Raw genomic sequence first — 21,638 nt, 5'->3', positions numbered from 1 at the left:
CATGGTAAAAATCAGAAGAGGAACAGAAAAGGACCTTCCCCAGGCTCTGGAGCTTATCAAAGAGCTTGCTCTGTATGAAAAAGCACCGGAACAGGTTACCAACACACTGCAGATGATGAAAGAAGACGGGTTTGGTGATCATCCGGTTTATGGATTTATAGTAGCTGAAGAAGACGGAGCGATCCACGGGATATCTATTTACTACTGGCGCTACTCCACCTGGAAAGGCAAGCGGATCTACCTTGAAGACCTTGTAGTGACCGAGTCTAAAAGAGGATTAGGGATCGGGAAAATGCTTTTTGATGAAACCATCGAAATCGGCAAGAAAGCCAACGCAACAGGAATGATGTGGCAGGTACTGGACTGGAATGAGCCAGCCATCAATTTCTATAAAAAATATGAAACCAACCTGGAAGACGGCTGGCTAAATTGCAACATGGATTTTTAAACTTCTTCCAGGAATGTTCGGAATGCCACACACTTATCCTGATACTTTTCAATGGTTTTCTTTTGGATAGCCGGAGCATGATTATCCAGGTACCTGTTCAGGCTGGTTATTCCGGGGGCAAAGTACTGAACAGCATAGGTATTCCCCTGGGCCTCAGGGCTTTCATTCAACAGTTTAAGAAACTTGTGGCCTGTAAAACAGCCAGTATCTAATACCTCAGGTATGTGCGTTTCCTTCATCCAGCTAATCCACTCTTCTTCGATAGATGCCTCTACATTTACAGTTACATTGTATAATATCATCCCTTGTACTTAATTTTAGTCAAACCTTCCGGCCGTCATATTGGTTCCTAGCCCAATGTCTGAAAAACACAAAGTTATAGCATTTATTATAGTACTATTTCATCTGGTGGGCGCTGCAGGTACTATGTTATCGGAAACCCGCCCCCTGATGATCTCTCTTACTCCCTGGAGCTTGTTACTATCCTTTATGCTATTGGTTTACGGTCACAGGGGATCAGTAAAAAACCTGTTGTTTTTCTTTATCCTTTCATTCGTTATCGGTTTTTCTGTAGAGGTACTGGGCATCAATACAGGATTTCCATTTGGAGATTACTCCTATGGAAAAACACTTGGCATAAAATTATTTAGTGTACCCCTTATTATAGGAGTAAACTGGTTTCTGCTTTCCTATGCATTTGGAATGCTTGCCAAACGTATGACTGGTAAAAAGTATCTGGCTGTTTTGCTTGCTTCTCTTGGAATGGTGCTCCTGGACCTATTGATCGAGCCGGTAGCTGTCTTCTTAGATTACTGGATTTGGGAAGGTAATATACCTGTTGAAAATTACCTGGGCTGGTTCGTGACAGGTGGCATCATTCAAATATTTTTTGTAAATTTTAAGTTTTTACAACCAAATAAGTTGGTTATTCCATTACTATGCGGTCAAACTCTTTACTTCGGACTAATAATAATTTTAAATTTAATTTTTTAAACACTTTGAAAATCAAGTGGTTTAATTATTTAAAGCTTCAACTGGCATGACGGTGATTTGGTAAGTTTACAGAGGGATGAGTACATTTTCAATTAAGGATTTAGAGCATTTATCGGGAATTAAAGCGCATACCATAAGGATATGGGAGCAGCGATACGAACTCATCAAACCGAAAAGAACTGATACCAATATCCGGTATTATGATGATCAGGATCTGAAGCTCATCCTCAATGTTGCCCTCCTCAAAGAAAATGGAATAAAGATTTCCAAGATCGCTGAAATGACCGAAGGAGATATGCAGCGTGAGGTGCTCAAGCTCACCGAGAGGAACCTGCGGTATCCGGAGCAGATCCATGCTTTGACCATATCCATGGTAGATTTGGATGAAGAACGTTTTGAAAAAATCATCTCTACCAACATTCTCAAACTCGGCTTTGAGAAAACGATGATGAATATTATCTATCCATTTCTATCAAAAATTGGTGTCCTTTGGCAAACCGGAGCTATCAATCCGGCTCAGGAGCATTTCATATCCAACCTGGTAAGACAAAAGCTGATTGTAGCTATTGACGGTCAATATAATGCTGTTCAGGATAAAGCCGATAAATACATTCTCTATTTACCAGAAGGAGAACTTCATGAGTTAAGCCTGTTGTTTGCTGATTATATCATCAAATCCAGACAAAACAAGACCATTTACCTCGGTCAGTCACTTCCATTGGTTGACCTGGAGTCAGTCCATGAAATACACAAGCCTGAATATATCCTGTCTGTACTTACTACGGTACCCGGACCAAAAGACGTCCAGAGCTATGTAGATCAGTTGAGTGAAAGATTTCCCGATTGCACAATATTATTAACAGGTTTTCAGGTAATAGGACAGGATATAAATACACCCGGGAATGTTAAGATCTTCACGAGGCTGGAGCAATTGACCCAAATGATTGAAGAAAAGTCAATGCATGTCGCCTGATTCAATAAAACATTATCATATTTTTAATATTCCTTAAACAAAAACAAAAAACCGGAATACGGTACAAAAACAAACCCTGAGCCTTTTCAATATATTTGGAAAGGCTTTTTCTTTGTATTTTTGTAACTTTTATATGTCTATACACGTAATATTGTTTATCAAATCAAAGGAAAAATTAAACAAAAGTTTGATATTTTGTTTAACCTTTCATACATTTGAATTAAACAAAAAATAGACCACAACCATGACAGCACTAGAATTCAGCTATAAAGTAGATCAATTGACAAGTTCACTTAAGCCGTTTGCACTCAAACTCACAAAAGACATGGAAGATGCAAATGACTTATTGCAGGAGACTATCCTAAAAGCATTCACTAATCGGGACAAATTTGCAGAGGGAACAAACCTGAAAGCGTGGATGTATACTATTATGAAAAACACTTTCATCACCAACTACCAGAGAATGGTGAGAAGAAATACGTTCATAGATACCACTGATAATCTTCATTACATTAACTCCAGCGATAGCATCATTCAAAATAGTGCTTACACTAATTTTGCGATGAGAGATATCAATGGGGCGATTGAAAGACTTCAGGACTCGTATAGGGTTCCCTTTATGATGCACTTCAGAGGGTTTAAATATCACGAAATTGCTGATAAGCTAAGTATACCCATTGGTACAGTGAAAAATCGTATTCATATTGCAAGAAAAGAACTAAAAGGCAAACTCAAAGTATACGGCAAAAAGAACTAATGGGTCAAAAAATAAGTGTCATTGGTTCAGGTTTTGCCGGACTATCGGTAGCCTGCCATTTGGCAAAAGCCGGAAACGAAGTTATACTTCTGGAAAAGAATGCTACTGCAGGTGGCAGAGCCAGACAATTAAAAATGTCTGGCTTTACTTTTGACATGGGGCCATCGTGGTACTGGATGCCGGATGTGTTTGAGCGATTTTTCAATCAATTTGATAAAACGCCAGGTCATTACTACGATCTCATCCGGCTAGACCCCTCCTATCGTGTGAAATTTAAGGAAGAAGATATAGACCTTCCTGCCTCTATGACTGAGCTCGAAGATCTGTTTGAAAAAATCGAGCCCGGCAGTGCTGGTCAATTAAAAAAATTTCTTCATCAGGCTGCCTTTAAATACAAAGTCGGCATCAACGATCTGGTTTACAAACCCAGCCGATCAGTCACAGAATTTATAGATCCACGAATACTCACGGGTCTGTTAAAAATGGATGTGTTTAGCTCCATGAGTGGGCATATTCGCAAGTTTTTTAAAAATGAAAAACTCATCCAGCTCATGGAATTTCCCGTGCTGTTTCTGGGAAGTACACCGGAAAAAACCCCAGCCCTGTATAGTCTGATGAACTATGCTGACATGGCCCTGGGCACCTGGTATCCCATGGGTGGAATGCACAAGATCATTGAGGGGATGGTCTCCCTGGCTAAAAGCCTGGGTGTAAAATTTCGATTTAACGAAACAGTTACAGAGTTTGCAATAGAAAACAGAAAAATCACAAAGGTCCTAACCAACCACAACGAATACATCACGGATATAGTCGTAAGCGGTGCGGATTACCATCATATAGATCAGCAGATCTTACCGGAAGAGTACCGTAATTACACTCCCCGGTACTGGGATAAACGCATCATGGCGCCATCTTCCCTCCTTTTCTATATGGGGGTGGATAAGAAACTACCCAAAATGAAACACCACATTCTCTTCTTTGATGAAGACTTTAAGCAGCACGCTAAAGAAATATATACAAACCCACAGTGGCCTTCTAAGCCCCTTTTGTATACCTCAGCTACTTCTAAAACAGATCCGGGTGTGGCTCCCGAAGGATGCGAAAACCTGGTGGTTTTGATCCCCGTAGCGCCTGGACTGGAGGATACAGAAGAAATCAGGGAAAAATATTACAACCTCGTCATGGACAGACTGGAAGCATACACCGGAACCAAAATCCGGGATCATGTAATCACAAAAAAGAGCTTTGCTCATAATGACTTTCAAAACGATTATAACTCCTTTAAAGGAAATGCCTATGGCTTGGCAAACAGGCTGCTGCAAACAGCCCTTTTAAAACCTTCAATTAAAAACAAAAAGTTAAAAAATCTGTATTTCACAGGTCAACTTACCGTACCTGGCCCCGGGGTGCCTCCTTCCATCATTTCAGGTGAGGTAGTAGCACGCGAAATAGCTAAAGATTTTGAGTAATTTAGGCCTATGCTGGACCTGTATACCCAAACAACCCTTAAGTGCAGTAAGCTGATCACTCAGCATTACAGCACATCATTTACCCTTGGTATAAAAACCCTCCACAAGCGATTTCACATGCCGGTTTATGCTATCTACGGGTTTGTGCGATACGCAGATGAGATTGTCGATACCTTTCATGAGTACGATAAATCAAGTCTTCTAAATCGCTTCAAAGCGGACACTCACAAAGCCATAGAAGAAAAAATAAGCCTCAACCCTGTCCTCCATTCATTTCAGAAGGTGGTAAACGAGTACCATATAGAAAAAGACCTGATCGATGCTTTTTTATATAGTATGGAAATGGACCTGAACAAAGAGTCCTATAATCAGGCTGGATATGAAAAGTACATCCATGGCTCTGCAGAGGTCGTAGGACTTATGTGCCTTAGGGTATTTTGTGAAGGTGATCAGGAAAAATACAACCAGCTAAGCCCAGCGGCTAAACGGCTGGGTGCTGCATTCCAAAAAGTGAACTTTTTAAGAGATATCAAAAGTGACTTCAAAGACCGTGGGCGGATATATTTTCCGGGAGTAGATTTTGAAACGTTTACGGAGGCTGAAAAAAAACAAATTGAAAAGGATATTCAGGATGACTTTCACGCCGCCCTGGAAGGGATCAAAAAACTGCCAAAAGGCTCCAGAGCCGGAGTGTACCTCGCCTATATTTACTACCTCAAGTTATTCAATAAGATCCAGCGCGTATCGTCTTCCGGAATTTTGAATGAGCGGATAAGGATACCTGATTTCAAAAAGATAATACTACTCTCAAAAACCTTATTTCTCAATAAACTCAACTCCCTGGGATGAATAGTTTGTATCTGCTACTGAATGCTTTTACCATATCATTCCCGCTGGTCAGGTCATTTGAGTCACGTATCCGGTATGCCAAAAAATGGAAAGCACTGTGGCCCGGGCTGTTCATTACAGCAGCGTTCTTCATCATATGGGATGTGATTTTCACTGAAAACGGGGTATGGGGCTTTAATCCCATGTACCTCACAGGCATCTATTTCCTTGGCCTCCCCATAGAAGAATGGCTATTCTTTATAACCGTGCCATTCGCCAGTGTTTTTATTTACGAATGCGTCCTTTATTTCCTGCCCTCAGTTAATACCACCAAAAGTCTGTCACTGGTTTCAATGATAATCTCTGCCGGTTTAATAACTCTTGCCTTACTAAATCAGGAGCGAGCTTATACTTTCTGGAACTTTCTTTTTGGCGGCATCTTTTTAGGCTTTGTTTCTTTAAGAAACCCGGCATGGTTTGGTAAGTTCTGGATCAGCTATTTCTTCCACCTGATACCCTTTTTTGTAGTAAACGGGATCCTGACAGGATCTTTTATTGAAGAGCAGGTGGTGTGGTATGACAATCGTGAAAATTTGGCCATAAGGTTATACACTATACCAGTTGAAGATTGTGTATATTCATTACTCTTGTTGCTGATGAATGTCAACTTTTTTGAGTGGTTTAAAAAGCATTACAAATTTTGAACACAGGCGTTAAAACAAGGTTATAAGATCATGCTAAACCTCAAGGTAGATATTGACCAGAATTCCGGTTTTTGCTTTGGAGTGGTATATGCTATTGAAATGGCGGAGGAGATCCTCAATGAGGAGCAGCACCTTTACTGCCTTGGTGACATTGTGCACAACGATGAAGAGGTAAAGCGGCTGGAAGCAAAAGGACTCAAGATCATCAGCCACCAGGACCTCCATTACATCAAAGATGAAAAAGTCCTTATCAGAGCGCATGGTGAGCCTCCGGGTACCTACCAGCTGGCCGTAGAAAATAACCTTACATTAATAGATGCATCCTGTCCCGTGGTGCTTAAACTCCAAAACAGGATCAAAAACTCTTTTGACAAAGATGAAAAGATATACATCTACGGGAAGCACGGACATGCCGAGGTGGTGGGGTTACTTGGCCAAACCAATAATGAAGCAGTGGTTTTCCAGGATCTGGCAGAGCTTGATATAGAAAGCCTGCCCAAACAAATGACTTTATACAGTCAGACCACAAAAAGTACTGATAACTTTTATCACATTAAGTCGAAGTTGACCGAAGCAGGCATTGAAGTAAATGCCAACGACACCATCTGCCGCCAGGTTTCCAACAGGGATAAAGAGCTTCGGGATTATGCTAAGCGATTTGATAAAATTATCTTCGTATCCGGAACTAAATCTTCCAATGGAAAAGTTCTCTATGATATATGCAAGGAAAATAATCCAAACGCCTACTTCGTGTCTACTAAAGAAGAACTGGACAAAAGGTGGTTTCAACAAAACGACACCATTGGGGTCTGTGGAGCTACTTCCACACCTATGTGGCTGATGGAAGAAGTACGAGAAAAGTTACTGGCATACTAAGATGCATGTGGTAGTCAATACATTACTGGTCATTGGGACCTTCTTTTTTATGGAAGGAGTAGCCTGGGCAACACACAAATACGTGATGCACGGGGTTCTGTGGAGCTGGCATAGATCACATCACAAAAAGCACAAACATGCCCTGGAGATGAATGATCTATTTGCCCTTGTTTTTAGCATTCCGTCTATTCTCTTGATAGTAGCGGGATATGAATATCACGGGGTGGGGTGGTTGAAGTTTATAGGATTTGGCATTCTGGGTTACGGCATTTTCTATTTTATCTTTCATGACATCATAGTGCATCGTCGTATCAAAATTCCTTTTAAAACCAGAAGTAAATACATGAAGCGAATCATGCATGCCCACTATATTCACCATGAAACCCACACCAAAGAAAATGCTGAAGCCTTTGGCTTTTTGTACGCTCCCAGAAAATATGAACCTAATGGAAAGTAATGCACGTACCGTCCACGCCTCAAATACCGTCATTCGTAGATATATTTCAACAATTAGCCGAAATCATATTTATAGTTCGTCAGAAAACATTACATTTATCAAATCATTAAGCGAATTATAAAACACCATTAAGAACCGGCTTGTTTTTCAACCAAAAAATAAAACAAGCAAATGGCAAACCAAGATGAAACCTGGGCTCCTATAGAGGGCTTTAGTAATTATGAAATCTCGAACAGAGGAAAGATCAGAAGCAAAACCAGAACTACGTGGCACAAAGGCAGTAAAACCAACATGAAGATCAGAGGTAAAATGATGCGCCAGCGTTGGAACAAAGCCTGTAAGTGTTACTTTCTGGATTTGATTGATGATGAGAAGCGTAGAAGGACGGTGTATCCGCACAAAGAAGTAGCAAAGGCTTTTGTTAAAAATGAGAATCCTAAGGAGTTGACCATGATCATTCATGAGGACAACAACCCCAGGAACAACAAAGCTGAAAACCTAAAGTGGATGTCAGCTTCCGATCACATGAAGTGGCAGTTTGAAGTGGGCAATAAAAACAACTTCAAAGTATGGAAAACCAGGAAGAAGCGATACAAAAACGGATTTAAGCCCGACACTGTATTGCCTGGAAGACCCAGAAAAAAGCCAGTTGAAGTTAAGGCTTAGGCCAGGATCAAAGATCAGACTACAAAAAAAGCCTCGTGATCACGAGGCTTTTTTTATATCTTAGAAATAGAATAATAGGTCTGTTATTGCCTGTATTATTCAGAAACCGGATCAATATGTACATAAGAACGATCCTGGCGACCTTTCTGAAAGCGTACAGTTCCATCGATCAAAGCAAACAATGTGTGATCTTTACCCAAACCTACATTGTTACCAGGATGATGCTTGGTTCCTCGCTGGCGAACAATGATATTACCAGCTATAGCCTTCTGGCCTCCATATATCTTTACACCTAGCCGTTTACTTTCTGACTCACGACCGTTTTTCGAACTACCTACACCTTTCTTATGTGCCATGGGATATTAACTTTTAATGTCTTCAATTAAAACCTTAGAAAAATCCTGTCTGTGACCGTTTTTCTTTTTGTATCCTTTTCTCCTTTTCTTCTTGAAGACAACTACTTTGTCTCCTTTTACATGCTCTAATATCTTACCGGATACTTTAGCACCTTTCACAGTAGGAGCACCAACTTTCACTTTGCCGTCATTGTCAACCAACAACACCTGATCAAAATCTACTTTTGCCCCTTCCTTACCTTCAAGTAATGGTGCGTACACAAAATTGTCTTTCTCAACTTTGTATTGCTTTCCGGCTATGTCTACTATTGCGTACATGTTTTATTTATTGCTTATTCCAAAAAAGGATTGCAAAGATATGAGAAGTGTTTGAAATTTCAAACTATCCTATACCCTAAAACCGTGTTAAAAAAAAATTAAGATTTTTTTCACTTTTTTTATCCGCCTTTTCGCCCGTTTTTTAATGAAGTTCTCCTTAGGAAAATCCTATCTAACCACCTTTTTTACAGTAAGTTATATGGTTTTTTTACTGCTTTTCAGAGTCCCCTATCCGACCACCCAAATCGCTTGACTTTTCCACGGAGTTTTTACACATTTGTAAACGCAGCTAGAAAAAAATAAACCACTTTCGTTCTGGGCTGTATCCCAAAACTTGACAAAACACTCATAAAACCGCGATTTTAAACATCGGGGGCTTAGCCATTTTGTCTTTGTGGATAAACGATCATAAATGTGGATAACTATTTCAGGCTGTGGATAACAATGTTAGCATTCAGTTTGTCTAGTGGAAAACATTAAATAAATTAAGCTATTATGAGCCAAGTAGAAGAACCCATATTAAAAGAAAACAAAGATCGATTTGTCTTATTCCCTATACAGAAGGATGACATCTGGCAGTTTTATAAAAAAGCAGAAGCCAGCTTCTGGACAGCAGAAGAAATAGATCTTAGTCAGGATTTTAAAGACTGGGCCTCACTAAATGATGGCGAAAGGCATTTTATCAAGCATGTGCTGGCCTTTTTTGCCGCCAGTGACGGAATTGTAAATGAAAACTTAGCAGAAAATTTTGTAGCAGAAGTACAGTACACTGAAGCGAAGTTTTTCTACGGATTTCAGATCGCTATAGAAAATATCCACTCAGAAACTTATTCTTTATTAATAGATACCTACGTAAAAGAGCCCAAAGAAAAAGACCGACTTTTCAACGCCATAGAAACAATGGACTGTGTGAAAAAGAAAGCTGACTGGGCACTACGATGGATTGACAATGGAAACTTTGCCGAACGACTTATCGCCTTTGCCGCCGTGGAGGGGATATTCTTTTCCGGAAGTTTCTGTTCAATCTTCTGGCTTAAGAAGAGAGGCCTGATGCCGGGACTTACATTCTCCAATGAATTGATCTCACGAGATGAAGGACTGCATTGCGACTTTGCATGTCTGCTTTATACCAAACACTTAGTGAATAAGCTTTCAGTAGAGAAAGTGACAGGCATTATTACCGATGCAGTGTCTATCGAAAAAGAATTTGTTACAGACGCCCTGCCGGTCAAGCTGATCGGGATGAATGCTGACCTTATGTGTCAGTACATTGAGTTTGTTGCTGACAGACTTCTCGCCGAACTGGAATGCCCTAAAGTGTACAATTCAACAAATCCGTTTGATTTTATGGATATGATCTCACTTCAGGGTAAAACCAACTTCTTCGAAAAACGAGTAGGAGAATACCAGAAGGCAGGAGTAATGGACAGTAGCAAAAACAGCAATGATGATGCTAAGCCTAAATTTAGCTTAGATGAAGATTTTTAGAATAACCCATTTTCCTATTTACTAAATCGCCGTATAAAACATGCTAGTAGTAAAAAGAGACGGAAGACATGAGTCCGTCAAATTTGATAAGATTACCGCCAGAATAGAAAAACTTTGTGATGGTCTCAATGCAGATTTTGTAAAGCCTGTTGAGATCGCCAAAAAAGTTATCGATGGTCTCTACGATGGGGTTACTACCATAGAGTTGGATAATCTTGCTGCAGAAATAGCCGCAACCATGACCACCCGTCATCCGGATTTTGCAAGGCTGGCTGCCAGGATCTCCATATCTAACCTGCATAAGGTTACTGAAGAGTCGTTTGCTAACACCATGAAACGGCTTTATACCTTTGTAAACCCAAAAACAGGCGAAAACGCCGCTCTTCTCTCCAGGGAAGTGTATGGCATCATCCGCGCCAATGCCAAGCGACTGGATGACGCTATTGATTACAAAAGAGATTACAACTACGACTTCTTTGGATATAAAACCCTGGAACGATCTTACCTGATGAAGCTTGATGGTAAAATCGCGGAACGACCACAGCACATGCTGATGCGGGTTTCTGTAGGGATCCATATGGATGACATAGATGCGGCGATAGAGACCTACAACCTGATGTCGGAAAAGTGGTTTACACACGCTACTCCTACCCTGTTTAATGCAGGTACTCCAAAGCCACAGCTTTCTTCATGCTTCCTGTTGACCATGAAAGATGACAGCATTGACGGTATCTATGATACATTAAAACAATGCGCCAAGATCTCTCAGTCTGCAGGTGGTATAGGCCTAAGCATTCATAATGTACGGGGAACCGGAGCCTATATCAAAGGCACCAACGGTACTTCCAATGGTATAGTGCCAATGCTTCGGAACTTCGATATGACGGCCCGGTACGTGGACCAGGGCGGTGGTAAGCGAAAGGGAAGTTTTGCTATCTATCTTGAGCCATGGCACTCAGATATTTTCGAGTTTCTTCAACTGAAGAAAAACCACGGTAAGGAAGAGCTGAGAGCTCGCGATCTATTCTATGCTCTATGGATCCCTGATCTATTTATGAAGCGAGTGGAAGAAAACGGAGAGTGGTCTCTTTTCAGCCCTGATGAAGCTCCTAACCTGTATGATACTTATGGTGACGAGTTTGAAAAGCTTTATGAAAAATACGAGAAGGAAGGGAGAGCCAGACAGACTGTCAAAGCGCAGGATCTATGGTTTGAAGTTCTGGAATCTCAGATAGAGACCGGTACACCTTATATCCTGTATAAGGATCATGCAAACAAAAAGTCTAACCAGAAAAACCTGGGAACGATCAGGTCCAGCAACCTGTGTACAGAGATCATGGAGTACACCTCTCCGGAAGAGGTAGCAGTTTGTAACCTGGCATCTATCGCACTTCCCAAGTTTGTAAAAGAAGACGGGAGCTTTGATCATCAGAAGCTTTATGAGATCACTAAAGTGGCTACTCGCAACCTGAACAAAGTTATTGATATCAACTACTATCCGGTTCCGGAAGCACGAAACTCCAACATGAAACACCGACCTATCGGTATTGGAGTACAAGGCCTCGCTGATGTATTTATGCTGATGAAGATGTCTTTTGACTCTCCGGAAGCCAGAAAACTAAATGCTGAGATCTTTGAAACAATCTACTATGGAGCTATGGAAACATCCATGGAGCTTTCCATACAGCATGGGCCATATGAAACGTACAAAGGATCACCCGTATCCAAGGGTATCTTCCAGTTTGACATGTGGGGAGTAGAGCCTGATTCCGGACGTTGGGACTGGTATGACCTAAAGCAAAAGGTTCGTAAGAACGGAGTAAGAAACTCACTGCTTCTTGCCCCTATGCCTACAGCTTCTACTTCACAGATTCTTGGTAACAACGAGTGTTTTGAGCCTTATACTTCAAACATTTATACGCGCAGGACACTTTCGGGTGAATTTATTGTGGTGAACAAGCACCTGATGACTGACCTGATCGCTAAAGGCTTGTGGAATGACCGTATGAAAAACCGGATCATGGAAGCAAATGGTTCTATACAAGCCATTCCTGAGATCCCTGAAGACATCAAGGAGCGGTATAAAACCGTTTGGGAGATCTCTCAAAAGGCGATCATCGATATGTCAGCTGACAGAGGAGCCTACATCTGCCAAAGCCAGAGTCTAAACATCCACTTAATAGATGCAAACTTTGGTAAAATGACCTCTATGCACTTCTACGCATGGAAAAAAGGACTGAAAACAGGCATGTATTACCTCAGAACCAAAGCTGCGACAGATGCGATCAAGTTTACTGTGGAGAAAGAGCAGAAAGCGCAACCTCAGCTACAGCAACAACAGCAGGCTCAGAACTCTGCTGACATGGAAGCTGAAAAAGCACAAAATCAGTCAGCCATGCAATGTTCGTTAGATAATCCTGACGATTGCGAAATGTGTGGTAGTTAATAATTAATAATCTGCTATTTTTGATAGTCAAAGCCTCACTGAAAAGTGGGGCTTTTTTATTAGATTAGATCAAACGTCCAAAATTAGCTTGCTATGAAAAAACTATTGACCTATTCAATCTGCCTGACCTTTGTCCTTTCAGGCTATGCCCAATGCGAAAACGCTTACTTCCCGTTTCAGGAGGATGTAAGTTTTGAAATGACAAATTATAAATCCAATGGCAAAGAAATTGGGAAAACACAAAGCACCGTCACCTCTGTAGAGGGAAACACGGTGGTAGTAAGCAATAAAATCTTTGATAAAAAAGACAAGCTTGTAAACGAAGGAGAGTATGAGGTGATCTGTGAAGATGGCACCATCAAAATGGACATGAAGCGCTTCATCCCGGATGAAATCATGGAAAACTACCAGGATATGGAAGTAACTGTAGAAGGTGATTTCCTGGAAATCCCGAGCGAGTTGGAAGCCGGACAATCACTACCTGATGGCACTGGTAAAGTCACGGTTAAAATGGGATCCGGAGGTGTCAATATGAATACCACCATGGATATGACTTTCACTGCCAGAAATGTAGAGAAAAAAGAAACGATCACTACGCCAGCAGGCACCTTTGAAGCCTACAAAATCACTCAGACAACCATCTCAAAAATGTCTATGATGGGTATGAACCGCGAAACAACCTTTACTTCAGCCACCTGGGTAGCAGAAGGTGTAGGTACGGTGAAAGCCGAAAACTATGACAAGAAAGGTGAGGTGGATACCTATACTCTACTCACCAGTTTCGAAAAATAAGATGGCAAAGGGCTGCTTCTGGCAGCCTTTATTAATTCCACTCCATTTTATTCCTCAGATCCCAGTAATTTTCACTCCGCATGCGCAGGGCATCCAGCTCGCGGACTTCTTTTTCAGACAATGGGACCTCAGTGGCTTTTACGTTAGACAGCAGGTGCTCTGGTATTGCCGCACCACTCAACGTAACATGACCAATTTTTTTATGGAGGATATATGCCAACGCAATGGTGTCCACGGATACTTCATGTTTTTTTGCCATGGGTTGGAGTATCATCATGTAAGGCGCATCCTGGTTGCGGCTGGTCAGCCGACCGTTGGCTACTCCTTCTTTGATAATAATACCAAGCCCCTGATCCGCAGCTTTCTTTAAAGCCTCTTCTGCTGATTGTTCCAAAAGATTAAAAGTAGCCTGTACACTTCCAAATAAAGGTTTATCCCCTATTTGTATCTTCAGCGCTTCTGACAATACATCAGATTGTTTCGGCCCGCTGAGCGAAAGTCCGATTATATAGCCGTCAGACCTTATTTCTTCGAGCTTTTCCAGTACAGCTTTATTTTCCAGGACTCCGCTTTCAAAGGTAGCTGAATGGATCTGGTAAAGGACCAGGTTCGAGTTCAGCCGTTCTTTGCTTTGCGGCCACTGCTGATTCAGTCGCTCTATCGTATGCTCCTTGATTTCGTGATGTTCAGCCTGCACCGACCAGCCGGCGGTATAGTAATAGCCCCATTTCGATCCGACAGAAATATCCCTGGCAGAATTATTTTTCAACCAGGAACTGAGAAACAACTCGGCTCTACCATAAGATTGGGCGGCATCAAAATAATTAATGCCCATATCATTTGCTTTAGAAAGCATCTGATGAGTCTGGGTTTCCATTCGTCGCTCATCATACCCCTGACTCAGATCCTCACTATGACCTAAATTGATGTAACCCGGCCTTCCAAGTGCCGCAAGACCCAGTCCCATTTCTGATACCTTTAATCCGGAGCTTCCAAAAGTTGAGCGTTTCATAAACCAAAAGCTATGAAATATAGAGCAGCATAAAAAAGTTAATTCTTTTCCTTCAACTGGAATTGCCTGTTTTTCATCCAGTTGCAGCTCCAGAATCGGAGCTTCCAACTGATGCTGACGGTATCATTTAATCAAACTTTTATTTTACAGCTCCTTTGATAATTTCTTCCACTACCTCAGGGTTAAGCAGTGTAGAAGTGTCTCCTAACTGATCCGCTTCACCTGAAGCCACTTTTCTCAGGATTCGTCGCATAATCTTTCCTGACCTGGTTTTTGGGAGTCCCGGTACAATCTGGATCTTGTCCGGTTTGGCTATCGGCCCGATAATATTACTAACTGACTGACGTATTTCACTTTTAAGATTCTCCTCAGTACGACCATCCATGTTACAGATCACAAAAGCGTAAATACCCTGGCCTTTCACCTCATGTGGATAGCCTACCACAGCAGACTCTATTACCCGCGGATGTTCGTCTATTGCATCCTCTACTTCAGCTGTACCCATACGGTGACCGGATACGTTGATCACATCGTCTACCCTGCCCAGGATCCTGAGATATCCGTCATGATCCCTTTTCGCTCCGTCTCCGGTAAAGTACATGCCTTTATAGGTGGAAAAATAAGTTTGTTTACAGCGCTCATGATCGCCGTAGGTAGTTCGAAGCATGGAAGGCCATGGAAACTTGATACAGAGATTTCCCTGTACGTTGTTACCCTTCAGCTCATTTCCATCTGCATCTACAATCACTGGCTGAACTCCCGGTAATGGAAAAGAAGCATGTGCAGGCTTGTTTGGAGTAATGCCTGCCATAGCAGAAATCATAATTCCCCCGGTTTCGGTCTGCCACCAGGTATCCACTAAAGGACAGTTGCCTTTTCCTATATGATCATGGTACCAGTGCCAGGCTTCCTCATTGATCGGCTCACCCACTGAACCGATCACTTTGAGGGTATCCAGTTTATAAGGTTCCAGGGGTTCAAGGCCATGGGCCTGTAAAGCTCGGATGGCTGTCGGTGCTGTATAAAACTGGTTGACCTTATGTTTATCTACCGTAGCCCAAAAACGTCCGGCGTCCGGGTAGGTAGGTACGCCCTCATACATTAGAGTTGTAGCACCTGCCAAAAGCGGCCCGTATACGATGTATGAATGTCCGGTGATCCATCCCACATCAGCGGTACACCAATATATATCTCCCGTGGTGTATTGAAAGGTGTTGATAAAAGAGTAATAGGTGTAAACCATGTAACCACCGCAGGTATGCACTATACCTTTGGGCTTGCCTGTAGACCCTGAAGTATACAGAATGAAAAGCATATCTTCCGAGTCCATTACTTCAGCCTTACATTCTTTGGGCTGCCCTTCGATCGCTTCGTCCCACCAGATATCACGTCCATCCTTCATTGTAACATCCGAGCCAGTTCGTTTCTTCACAATAACTTTTTCAATTGAACTGGTTTTTTCCAATGCTTCATCTACTACGGATTTCACCCCAATGGTCTTTGCTCCTCTGAAGTTTCCATCTGAGGTAAGCACCATTTTTGCTTTGCAGTCATTGATCCTGTCTGCCAGCGAAGTGGATGAAAAGCCAGCAAAGACCACAGAATGCACAGCGCCAATTCTGGCACACGCTAACATGGCTATGGCTGCTTCAGGTATCATAGGCATGTAAATGATCACACGATCTCCCTTTTCTATACCCTGAGCCTTCAAGGCATTGGAAAATTCACAAACCTTTTCATACAGGTCCCTGTAGGTCAGGGTAATTGCCTTATCTCCCGGTTCATTGGGTTCCCAGATGATTGCCGGACGATCACCCATGATGAACAAATGGCGGTCCAAAATATTCTCCGTGATGTTTAGCTTTCCGTTCACAAACCATTTTACATCCGGTCCGTCAAAATTCCATTCCAGCACTTTGTCCCAGGGCTTGTCCCAATGGAAGGATTCGGCCACACGCGCCCAAAATGCTTCCGGTTCGAGAACACTTTTTTGATATTCGTGAATATATCCGCTAAGGGTTTGTATTTTATGACTCATAAAGCTTGTGTTTTATCAGTTTTCAAAAAATCAGTGATCAGAGGCTTTTCCAGCACCTCGGGGATATCGGATCAGCTCTACCATCTCCTGAACATCTTCCGGTGGCTTGGGGTAGAATCGAGAGATGGCAAATGAAACCAGGAAATTAACCAGCATTGCCACTGTCCCAAATCCTTCCGGAGATATTCCAAACCACCAGTCTTCCTGCGTACCTCCTCCGAAACCTCCCAGCTTAAACTTGATCATGTAAAAGAGCATCAGCAACATGCCTATGATCATCCCTGCTATGGCTCCTTCTTTATTCATCCGCTTGTCAAAGATCCCAAGGATGATAGCCGGGAAAAACGAAGCTGCAGCCAGGCCAAATGCAAGTGCCACAACCGCTGCGACAAAGCCTGGTGGATTGATACCGAAATACCCGGCTACCACCACTGCTAAAAGTGCACCCAGCCTTGCATATAGCAACTCGCGCCGATCCGAAATGTTGGGATTGATCTGTTTCTTGATCAGATCGTGAGAGATACTGGTAGAGATCACCAGTAGTAATCCGGCAGCAGTAGACAAAGCCGCTGCTAACCCACCTGCCGCCACCAGGGCGATTACCCAATTTGGTAACTTCGCAATTTCAGGATTGGCCAAAACCATAATGTCTCTGTCGATAGTCAGCTCATTGGACTCTCCGGCAACATACTGGATCTTTTCATCACCATTTTTGTCTTCAAACGCAATAAGCCCGGTCTTCTCCCAATTGGAGAACCACTCCGGCACCTGGTCATATCGTTCTTCTGAAACAGTGGTGATCAGGTTGGTTCGTGCAAATGCCGCGATAGCTGGAGCCGTGGTATAAAGAATGGCTATAAACAGTAATGCCCAGCCTGCAGAAATACGGGCGTCTTTAACTCGTGGAACAGTGAAAAATCTCACAATCACATGGGGAAGACCCGCCGTGCCCACCATCAAAGCGAACGTGATGGCAAATACATCGATCATGGATTTTGTTCCGCTGGTGTATTCTGCAAAACCCAACTCTACATGCAGGTTATCCAGCTTATCCAGCAGATAAGTACCATCGGCCAGCTGGCCCCCGAACCCTAGCTGAGGAATGAAGTTTCCGGTGAGCTGGAAAGAGATGAAGAATGCCGGAACCATAAAAGCGAAGATCAGCACGCAATATTGAGCTACCTGCGTGTAGGTGATCCCTTTCATTCCACCTAATACGGCATAAAAAAATACAATGGCCATCCCAATGTACACCCCTGTCTCTACCGGTACCTCCAAAAAACGGGAGAATACCACACCTACACCACGCATCTGGCCAGCCACATAAGTGAAGGAAACGATGATAGCACAAATCACCGCTACTGTTCGTGCTACATTTGAATAGTAACGATCACCTATAAAGTCCGGGACGGTGAATTTTCCAAATTTCCGAAGGTATGGGGCCAGGAGGAGTGCTAGCAGCACATATCCTCCCGTCCAGCCCATGAGGTAAACGGCTCCATCATAACCCATAAAAGAGATGAGTCCTGCCATGGAGATGAAGGAGGCCGCAGACATCCAGTCTGCTGCCGTGGCCATCCCATTCGCCAAAGGAGACACTCCTCCACCAGCTACATAAAATTCATTTGTTGAAGAGGCTCGGGACCAAATAGCAATCCCGATATAAAGGGCAAAAGATAGCCCTACCAATAAAAAAGTCCAGTACTGTACATCCATGGGTCAGTCTTTTTCGTCTACGTCAAATTCCTTGTCCAGCTTGTTCATCAGCCAGACATACACAAAAATCAGGATCACGAACACAAAAATTGACCCTTGCTGAGCAAACCAAAAGCCCAGCTTAAATCCCGTAATTTTTATGGTGTTTAGCTCTTCTACGAATAAAATTCCGGCTCCATAGGACACAACAAACCAGACGGTCAATAGAAGAACCAGATACCGGAGATTGCGCCTCCAGTAGGTTTTCATTTTATCTTCTTTCATTTTTCCAAAATACAATTATTCCTAATCGGGAAAGATAAGGATTTTGTATTGCCCGGAACAAATAAAAATTGGTAACATGGTCTTTTTTATAGGAAATATTCTGTAGCGATAGCCAGTGCGGCACCTATAAGGCTAACGGCGAATTTCTTAAAGCCAAAATGATGATTAGGGCTCGACTCCACAAAAATGGTGGTGGAAATATGAAGGAAGCTACCTGACACCAGAGCAAACAATAAAAGCAGGTTTTGTTCGGAAATAGTCAATAGCTGATCACTGAGCAGAAACCCCAGCGGAGAGGAAATACTGAAAATGATCAAAATAATCCATGTGCTCATACTCAATTTTTTCTTCCCATTTAGTGTGGCTATGAGGGCATAGGCAGCTGGGATTTTATGTAAAACGATCCCCAATAACAGTGAGTGGGATTCGTGCTGTTCATGAAAAGGAGAATGATGCGTCAGCAAAGCACCCTCCAATAAAGAGTGGATGACCAAAGCCACCAACAAGCCAAACCTTGAAGCTCCTGAAACCTGATCATGGGCATGAAAGTGTCCGTGTTCTATTCCGGAAGTGAAGTACTCCAGAAATTGCTGAAGGAAAAATCCAGCCAGGACAAACAACCCTACCTTCAAGGGGTCTTCACCCAGGGAGAATACTTCGGGTAATATATGAATAATTGTGATGGAGAACAGAAAGGAGCCGGCAAAGATCAGTGGATACCGGATGGTCTGTGTGGAGCTTCCGAGGAAGCCCGCCGAAATGCCTCCAGCCAGCGAGGCAACAAATAGTGTAAATACAATTAATGTCATAGTTTCACTAAATGACCTTACCGGGTCTTATTTAAAGTCACAAATTGCGATAATCCGGGAGAAACATAGCTCTTTAGTTGATTATTCTCATCCTGATAAATGAGGAAGCCTTCCAGATTGGAATTCTCGATCAGTTCTTTAGATGCTTCTAACCCAAGCACCATAAAGGCCGTAGCATACGCATCAGCAGCCATGCAATTGTCAGCAAAAACTGACGCACTTAAAAGGTTGTGAGTGGTATTATACCCGGTTCTGGGGTCAATGGTATGAGCAATGGTTCTGTCCCCTACTTTATAATAGTTTCGGTAATTACCAGAGGTAGCCATAGACTGATCTTTTAGCTGTACTATCGCCAGTAGCTTCTGTTCATTACGAGCTACTACCGGATCCTCTATTCCTATGGTCCATGTTTCATTATGTTCATTTTGGCCTGAAGCCCTCACTTCTCCTCCAATCTCCACCATGTAATGTTCGAAACCTTTTTCGTCCAGAAACTCAGCTACCAGATCTACGGCATACCCTTTAGCAATCGCACTAAAGTCAAGATACATGGCTGAATCCATGGTCACTTTATCTTCAGAAAATTGGATTTTATTAAATCCCACTTGCTCCAGGAGTTCTCCAACTTCAGCACTGTCCGGGATATTGATTTTTTTGTCAGGACCAAAACCCCAGGCATTTACCAGCGGGCCTACCGTAGGGTCAAAAGCTCCATCTGTAGTTTCATAAGCTTCCTTACTGCTGATCAATACGTCCAGAAACATCCTGGATGGTGGAGTAAGAGTATCTCCTTTATTCAACCTGGAAATCTCAGAATCGGGAATATATGTTGACAGGGACTGGTTAAAGGCGACCAGAATAGAATCGATTTCTTTTTTGTAATTCGGAACATTATCTCCCAGGTACTTTACATTGTACTCAATCGTACCCATCGTTTGTCCGGTGATGTGGGTTTGGGTGTATTCCGGCTGATTGGTATAAAACCGATAGAGGATGAAGGCCAAAATAATGACCAGGATGATTCTAAAAGCAAGCTTCCGATTCATAATCCGAAATTTTATGCAATATTAACGGATAGCCACTTACTAATCTTCATTAACATTATCTTTGTCAGAGATCGATCCTAAAGTATGAGAGAAGACTACCTGACAGGCGATGATGACCAAATGAATTCTGCGGAAAAGGAGTTTGAAAAGGCCCTTCGCCCGCTCACTTTCGGTGATTTTGCCGGACAGGACAAAATAGTAGAAAACCTCAGGATCTTTGTAGAGGCAGCTAAAAAGCGGGAAGAGCCGCTGGATCACGTACTGCTGCATGGCCCTCCCGGCCTTGGCAAGACCACTCTTTCGCACATCATTGCCAATGAACTCGGCTCGGGCATAAAGGTAACCTCCGGACCGGTACTGGATAAGGCCAGTGAACTGGCCGGGCTACTTACGAACCTGGAGCCTCATGACGTCCTTTTTATTGATGAGATCCATCGACTCAATCCTGTTGTGGAAGAATACCTGTATTCTGCCATGGAGGATTATCGAATAGACATCATGCTGGATAGCGGACCAAATGCCCGTACCGTGCAGATCAGCCTGGAGCCCTTTACCCTGATCGGCGCTACCACACGGTCTGGTCTGCTTACTGCTCCATTGAGAGCTCGTTTTGGGATCAACTCCCGGCTGGAATACTATGATGCCAAACTACTAACTGCTATTGTAGGCCGATCAGCGGACATCCTGGACACACCCATTGATCAGGAAGCTGCTTACGAGATCGCTCGCAGAAGCCGGGGCACCCCGCGGATCAGTAATAACCTACTGCGCCGAACGCGTGACTTTGCCCAGATCAAAGGAGATGGCTCCATCACACTGGAAATCGCCAAAATAGCCCTTAAAGCCCTGGATGTGGATGATCACGGCCTGGACGAAATGGACAACCGCATTCTGGCCACCATCATCAATAAGTTTAAAGGAGGACCTGTAGGGCTTTCCACCATTGCCACAGCCTGTGGTGAGGAAGCAGAGACCATCGAAGAAGTGTACGAACCTTTTCTCATTATGGAAGGGTACATCAAACGCACGGCAAGAGGAAGACAGGCCACGGAACTTGCCTACCAGCATCTTGGAGAGATCCCACCGCAACAAATGGGGAGGTTATTTTAAAAATGGAGCATTTCATCAAGAGCTGGATCTTACTGATTGCTCTATTCATCTCAAACTTTTTTGGTTTCGCCC

23 protein-coding genes are annotated in these 21,638 nt (G+C 42.8%); 14 read left to right on the top strand and 9 right to left on the bottom strand.

The annotated features are described in order from the left end of the window. Position 1: 1 nt before the first annotated feature. On the top strand, positions 2 to 448 hold the full coding sequence (locus AC3E9V_RS03965; RefSeq protein ID WP_488751892.1) for a GNAT family N-acetyltransferase: 447 nt from the start codon (positions 2 to 4) through the stop codon (positions 446 to 448). Here the strand turns inward: AC3E9V_RS03965 and AC3E9V_RS03960 are convergent. Next, complete coding sequence (locus AC3E9V_RS03960) at positions 445 to 750, bottom strand: DUF4286 family protein (protein WP_488751891.1); 306 nt, start codon at positions 748 to 750, stop codon at positions 445 to 447. The genes AC3E9V_RS03965 and AC3E9V_RS03960 overlap by 4 nt on opposite strands. A gap of 55 nt (positions 751 to 805) precedes the next feature. On the opposite strand from AC3E9V_RS03960, the gene AC3E9V_RS03955 reads away from it, so the two are divergent. The 9 genes from AC3E9V_RS03955 to AC3E9V_RS03915 all read left to right on the top strand — a co-directional run bounded on the left by AC3E9V_RS03955 (position 806) and on the right by AC3E9V_RS03915 (position 8,171). Next, entirely contained in the window at positions 806 to 1,441 is a 636-nt protein-coding gene (locus AC3E9V_RS03955) for a carotenoid biosynthesis protein (protein ID WP_488751890.1), read from the top strand. Positions 1,442 to 1,517: 76 nt separating this feature from the next. Then, positions 1,518 to 2,414 carry a MerR family transcriptional regulator gene (locus tag AC3E9V_RS03950; RefSeq protein ID WP_488751889.1) on the top strand — a complete coding sequence of 299 codons (897 nt, stop codon included), beginning with the start codon at positions 1,518 to 1,520 and terminating at the stop codon, positions 2,412 to 2,414. 244 nt (positions 2,415 to 2,658) lie between these two features. Beyond that, entirely contained in the window at positions 2,659 to 3,171 is a 513-nt protein-coding gene (locus AC3E9V_RS03945; protein ID WP_488751888.1) for an RNA polymerase sigma factor, read from the top strand. Then, positions 3,171 to 4,640 (top strand): phytoene desaturase family protein, encoded by a 1,470-nt coding sequence (locus AC3E9V_RS03940; protein ID WP_488751887.1) that lies wholly within the window; start codon positions 3,171 to 3,173, stop codon positions 4,638 to 4,640. Before AC3E9V_RS03945 ends, AC3E9V_RS03940 begins: the two co-directional genes overlap by 1 nt. Positions 4,641 to 4,649: 9 nt before the next feature. Next, positions 4,650 to 5,489, top strand: coding sequence for a phytoene/squalene synthase family protein (locus AC3E9V_RS03935; protein ID WP_488751886.1), 840 nt, complete (start codon positions 4,650 to 4,652; stop codon positions 5,487 to 5,489). Further along, entirely contained in the window at positions 5,486 to 6,172 is a 687-nt protein-coding gene (locus AC3E9V_RS03930) for a lycopene cyclase domain-containing protein (protein WP_488751885.1), read from the top strand. Before AC3E9V_RS03935 ends, AC3E9V_RS03930 begins: the two co-directional genes overlap by 4 nt. 30 nt (positions 6,173 to 6,202) lie before the next feature. Next, positions 6,203 to 7,048, top strand: coding sequence for a 4-hydroxy-3-methylbut-2-enyl diphosphate reductase (locus AC3E9V_RS03925; protein WP_488751884.1), 846 nt, complete (start codon positions 6,203 to 6,205; stop codon positions 7,046 to 7,048). A 7-nt stretch (positions 7,049 to 7,055) separates the two neighbouring features. Continuing rightward, positions 7,056 to 7,505, top strand: a complete 450-nt coding sequence (locus AC3E9V_RS03920; protein ID WP_488751883.1) for a sterol desaturase family protein — start codon at positions 7,056 to 7,058, stop codon at positions 7,503 to 7,505. Between the two features lie 171 nt (positions 7,506 to 7,676). Continuing rightward, positions 7,677 to 8,171: an NUMOD4 domain-containing protein gene (locus AC3E9V_RS03915; protein WP_488751882.1), complete on the top strand. Its 495-nt coding sequence runs from the start codon at positions 7,677 to 7,679 to the stop codon at positions 8,169 to 8,171. A 95-nt stretch (positions 8,172 to 8,266) separates the two neighbouring features. Here AC3E9V_RS03915 and rpmA read toward each other — a convergent pair whose 3' ends face one another. Continuing rightward, entirely contained in the window at positions 8,267 to 8,527 is a 261-nt protein-coding gene (gene rpmA, locus AC3E9V_RS03910) for a 50S ribosomal protein L27 (RefSeq protein ID WP_488751881.1), read from the bottom strand. Positions 8,528 to 8,533: 6 nt separating this feature from the next. Then, on the bottom strand, positions 8,534 to 8,845 hold the full coding sequence (rplU, locus tag AC3E9V_RS03905; protein WP_488751880.1) for a 50S ribosomal protein L21: 312 nt from the start codon (positions 8,843 to 8,845) through the stop codon (positions 8,534 to 8,536). A 495-nt stretch (positions 8,846 to 9,340) separates the two neighbouring features. On the opposite strand from rplU, the gene AC3E9V_RS03900 reads away from it, so the two are divergent. The 3 genes from AC3E9V_RS03900 to AC3E9V_RS03890 all read left to right on the top strand — a co-directional run bounded on the left by AC3E9V_RS03900 (position 9,341) and on the right by AC3E9V_RS03890 (position 13,571). Continuing rightward, the gene (locus AC3E9V_RS03900) at positions 9,341 to 10,333 is read left to right on the top strand and encodes a ribonucleoside-diphosphate reductase small subunit (protein WP_488751879.1); all 993 of its coding nucleotides are present in this window, start codon (positions 9,341 to 9,343) and stop codon (positions 10,331 to 10,333) included. Between the two features lie 40 nt (positions 10,334 to 10,373). Further along, positions 10,374 to 12,779 carry a ribonucleoside-diphosphate reductase subunit alpha gene (locus AC3E9V_RS03895; RefSeq protein ID WP_488751878.1) on the top strand — a complete coding sequence of 802 codons (2,406 nt, stop codon included), beginning with the start codon at positions 10,374 to 10,376 and terminating at the stop codon, positions 12,777 to 12,779. A 93-nt stretch (positions 12,780 to 12,872) separates the two neighbouring features. Beyond that, on the top strand, positions 12,873 to 13,571 hold the full coding sequence (locus AC3E9V_RS03890; protein WP_488751877.1) for a TapB family protein: 699 nt from the start codon (positions 12,873 to 12,875) through the stop codon (positions 13,569 to 13,571). A gap of 31 nt (positions 13,572 to 13,602) precedes the next feature. On the opposite strand, the gene AC3E9V_RS03885 is transcribed toward AC3E9V_RS03890, so the two are convergent. The 6 genes from AC3E9V_RS03885 to AC3E9V_RS03860 all read right to left on the bottom strand — a co-directional run bounded on the left by AC3E9V_RS03885 (position 13,603) and on the right by AC3E9V_RS03860 (position 20,456). After that, the gene (locus AC3E9V_RS03885; RefSeq protein ID WP_488751876.1) at positions 13,603 to 14,583 is read right to left on the bottom strand and encodes an aldo/keto reductase; all 981 of its coding nucleotides are present in this window, start codon (positions 14,581 to 14,583) and stop codon (positions 13,603 to 13,605) included. Between the two features lie 139 nt (positions 14,584 to 14,722). Next, entirely contained in the window at positions 14,723 to 16,621 is a 1,899-nt protein-coding gene (gene acs / locus AC3E9V_RS03880) for an acetate--CoA ligase (RefSeq protein ID WP_488751875.1), read from the bottom strand. A gap of 30 nt (positions 16,622 to 16,651) precedes the next feature. After that, a complete protein-coding gene (locus AC3E9V_RS03875; RefSeq protein WP_488751874.1) occupies positions 16,652 to 18,337 on the bottom strand; it encodes a sodium:solute symporter family protein in 1,686 nt (561 codons plus the stop codon). A gap of 3 nt (positions 18,338 to 18,340) precedes the next feature. Next, positions 18,341 to 18,601, bottom strand: coding sequence for a DUF4212 domain-containing protein (locus AC3E9V_RS03870; protein ID WP_488751873.1), 261 nt, complete (start codon positions 18,599 to 18,601; stop codon positions 18,341 to 18,343). 86 nt (positions 18,602 to 18,687) lie between these two features. Further along, on the bottom strand, positions 18,688 to 19,410 hold the full coding sequence (locus AC3E9V_RS03865; protein ID WP_488751872.1) for a ZIP family metal transporter: 723 nt from the start codon (positions 19,408 to 19,410) through the stop codon (positions 18,688 to 18,690). A gap of 17 nt (positions 19,411 to 19,427) precedes the next feature. Beyond that, positions 19,428 to 20,456, bottom strand: a complete 1,029-nt coding sequence (locus tag AC3E9V_RS03860; protein ID WP_488751871.1) for an FAD:protein FMN transferase — start codon at positions 20,454 to 20,456, stop codon at positions 19,428 to 19,430. Positions 20,457 to 20,540: 84 nt separating this feature from the next. Between AC3E9V_RS03860 and ruvB the strand changes: the two genes are divergently transcribed. Beyond that, positions 20,541 to 21,566: a Holliday junction branch migration DNA helicase RuvB gene (gene ruvB / locus AC3E9V_RS03855; RefSeq protein ID WP_488751870.1), complete on the top strand. Its 1,026-nt coding sequence runs from the start codon at positions 20,541 to 20,543 to the stop codon at positions 21,564 to 21,566. The last annotated feature ends 72 nt before the right edge of the window (positions 21,567 to 21,638 follow it).

The sequence above is a fragment of the Marinoscillum sp. HNIBRBA16962 genome, assembly GCF_057801515.1.
This window is presented reverse-complemented; position numbering and strand designations above follow the sequence as displayed.

Coding starts and splice junctions, on each gene's coding strand:
- AC3E9V_RS03965 (WP_488751892.1), top strand. CDS start 2: ATGGTAAAAATCAGAAGAGGAACAGAAAAGGACCTTCCCCAGGCTCTG.
- AC3E9V_RS03960 (WP_488751891.1), bottom strand. CDS start 750: ATGATATTATACAATGTAACTGTAAATGTAGAGGCATCTATCGAAGAA.
- AC3E9V_RS03955 (WP_488751890.1), top strand. CDS start 806: ATGTCTGAAAAACACAAAGTTATAGCATTTATTATAGTACTATTTCAT.
- AC3E9V_RS03950 (WP_488751889.1), top strand. CDS start 1,518: ATGAGTACATTTTCAATTAAGGATTTAGAGCATTTATCGGGAATTAAA.
- AC3E9V_RS03945 (WP_488751888.1), top strand. CDS start 2,659: ATGACAGCACTAGAATTCAGCTATAAAGTAGATCAATTGACAAGTTCA.
- AC3E9V_RS03940 (WP_488751887.1), top strand. CDS start 3,171: ATGGGTCAAAAAATAAGTGTCATTGGTTCAGGTTTTGCCGGACTATCG.
- AC3E9V_RS03935 (WP_488751886.1), top strand. CDS start 4,650: ATGCTGGACCTGTATACCCAAACAACCCTTAAGTGCAGTAAGCTGATC.
- AC3E9V_RS03930 (WP_488751885.1), top strand. CDS start 5,486: ATGAATAGTTTGTATCTGCTACTGAATGCTTTTACCATATCATTCCCG.
- AC3E9V_RS03925 (WP_488751884.1), top strand. CDS start 6,203: ATGCTAAACCTCAAGGTAGATATTGACCAGAATTCCGGTTTTTGCTTT.
- AC3E9V_RS03915 (WP_488751882.1), top strand. CDS start 7,677: ATGGCAAACCAAGATGAAACCTGGGCTCCTATAGAGGGCTTTAGTAAT.
- rpmA (WP_488751881.1), bottom strand. CDS start 8,527: ATGGCACATAAGAAAGGTGTAGGTAGTTCGAAAAACGGTCGTGAGTCA.
- rplU (WP_488751880.1), bottom strand. CDS start 8,845: ATGTACGCAATAGTAGACATAGCCGGAAAGCAATACAAAGTTGAGAAA.
- AC3E9V_RS03900 (WP_488751879.1), top strand. CDS start 9,341: ATGAGCCAAGTAGAAGAACCCATATTAAAAGAAAACAAAGATCGATTT.
- AC3E9V_RS03895 (WP_488751878.1), top strand. CDS start 10,374: ATGCTAGTAGTAAAAAGAGACGGAAGACATGAGTCCGTCAAATTTGAT.
- AC3E9V_RS03890 (WP_488751877.1), top strand. CDS start 12,873: ATGAAAAAACTATTGACCTATTCAATCTGCCTGACCTTTGTCCTTTCA.
- AC3E9V_RS03885 (WP_488751876.1), bottom strand. CDS start 14,583: ATGAAACGCTCAACTTTTGGAAGCTCCGGATTAAAGGTATCAGAAATG.
- acs (WP_488751875.1), bottom strand. CDS start 16,621: ATGAGTCATAAAATACAAACCCTTAGCGGATATATTCACGAATATCAA.
- AC3E9V_RS03875 (WP_488751874.1), bottom strand. CDS start 18,337: ATGGATGTACAGTACTGGACTTTTTTATTGGTAGGGCTATCTTTTGCC.
- AC3E9V_RS03870 (WP_488751873.1), bottom strand. CDS start 18,601: ATGAAAGAAGATAAAATGAAAACCTACTGGAGGCGCAATCTCCGGTAT.
- AC3E9V_RS03865 (WP_488751872.1), bottom strand. CDS start 19,410: ATGACATTAATTGTATTTACACTATTTGTTGCCTCGCTGGCTGGAGGC.
- AC3E9V_RS03860 (WP_488751871.1), bottom strand. CDS start 20,456: ATGAATCGGAAGCTTGCTTTTAGAATCATCCTGGTCATTATTTTGGCC.
- ruvB (WP_488751870.1), top strand. CDS start 20,541: ATGAGAGAAGACTACCTGACAGGCGATGATGACCAAATGAATTCTGCG.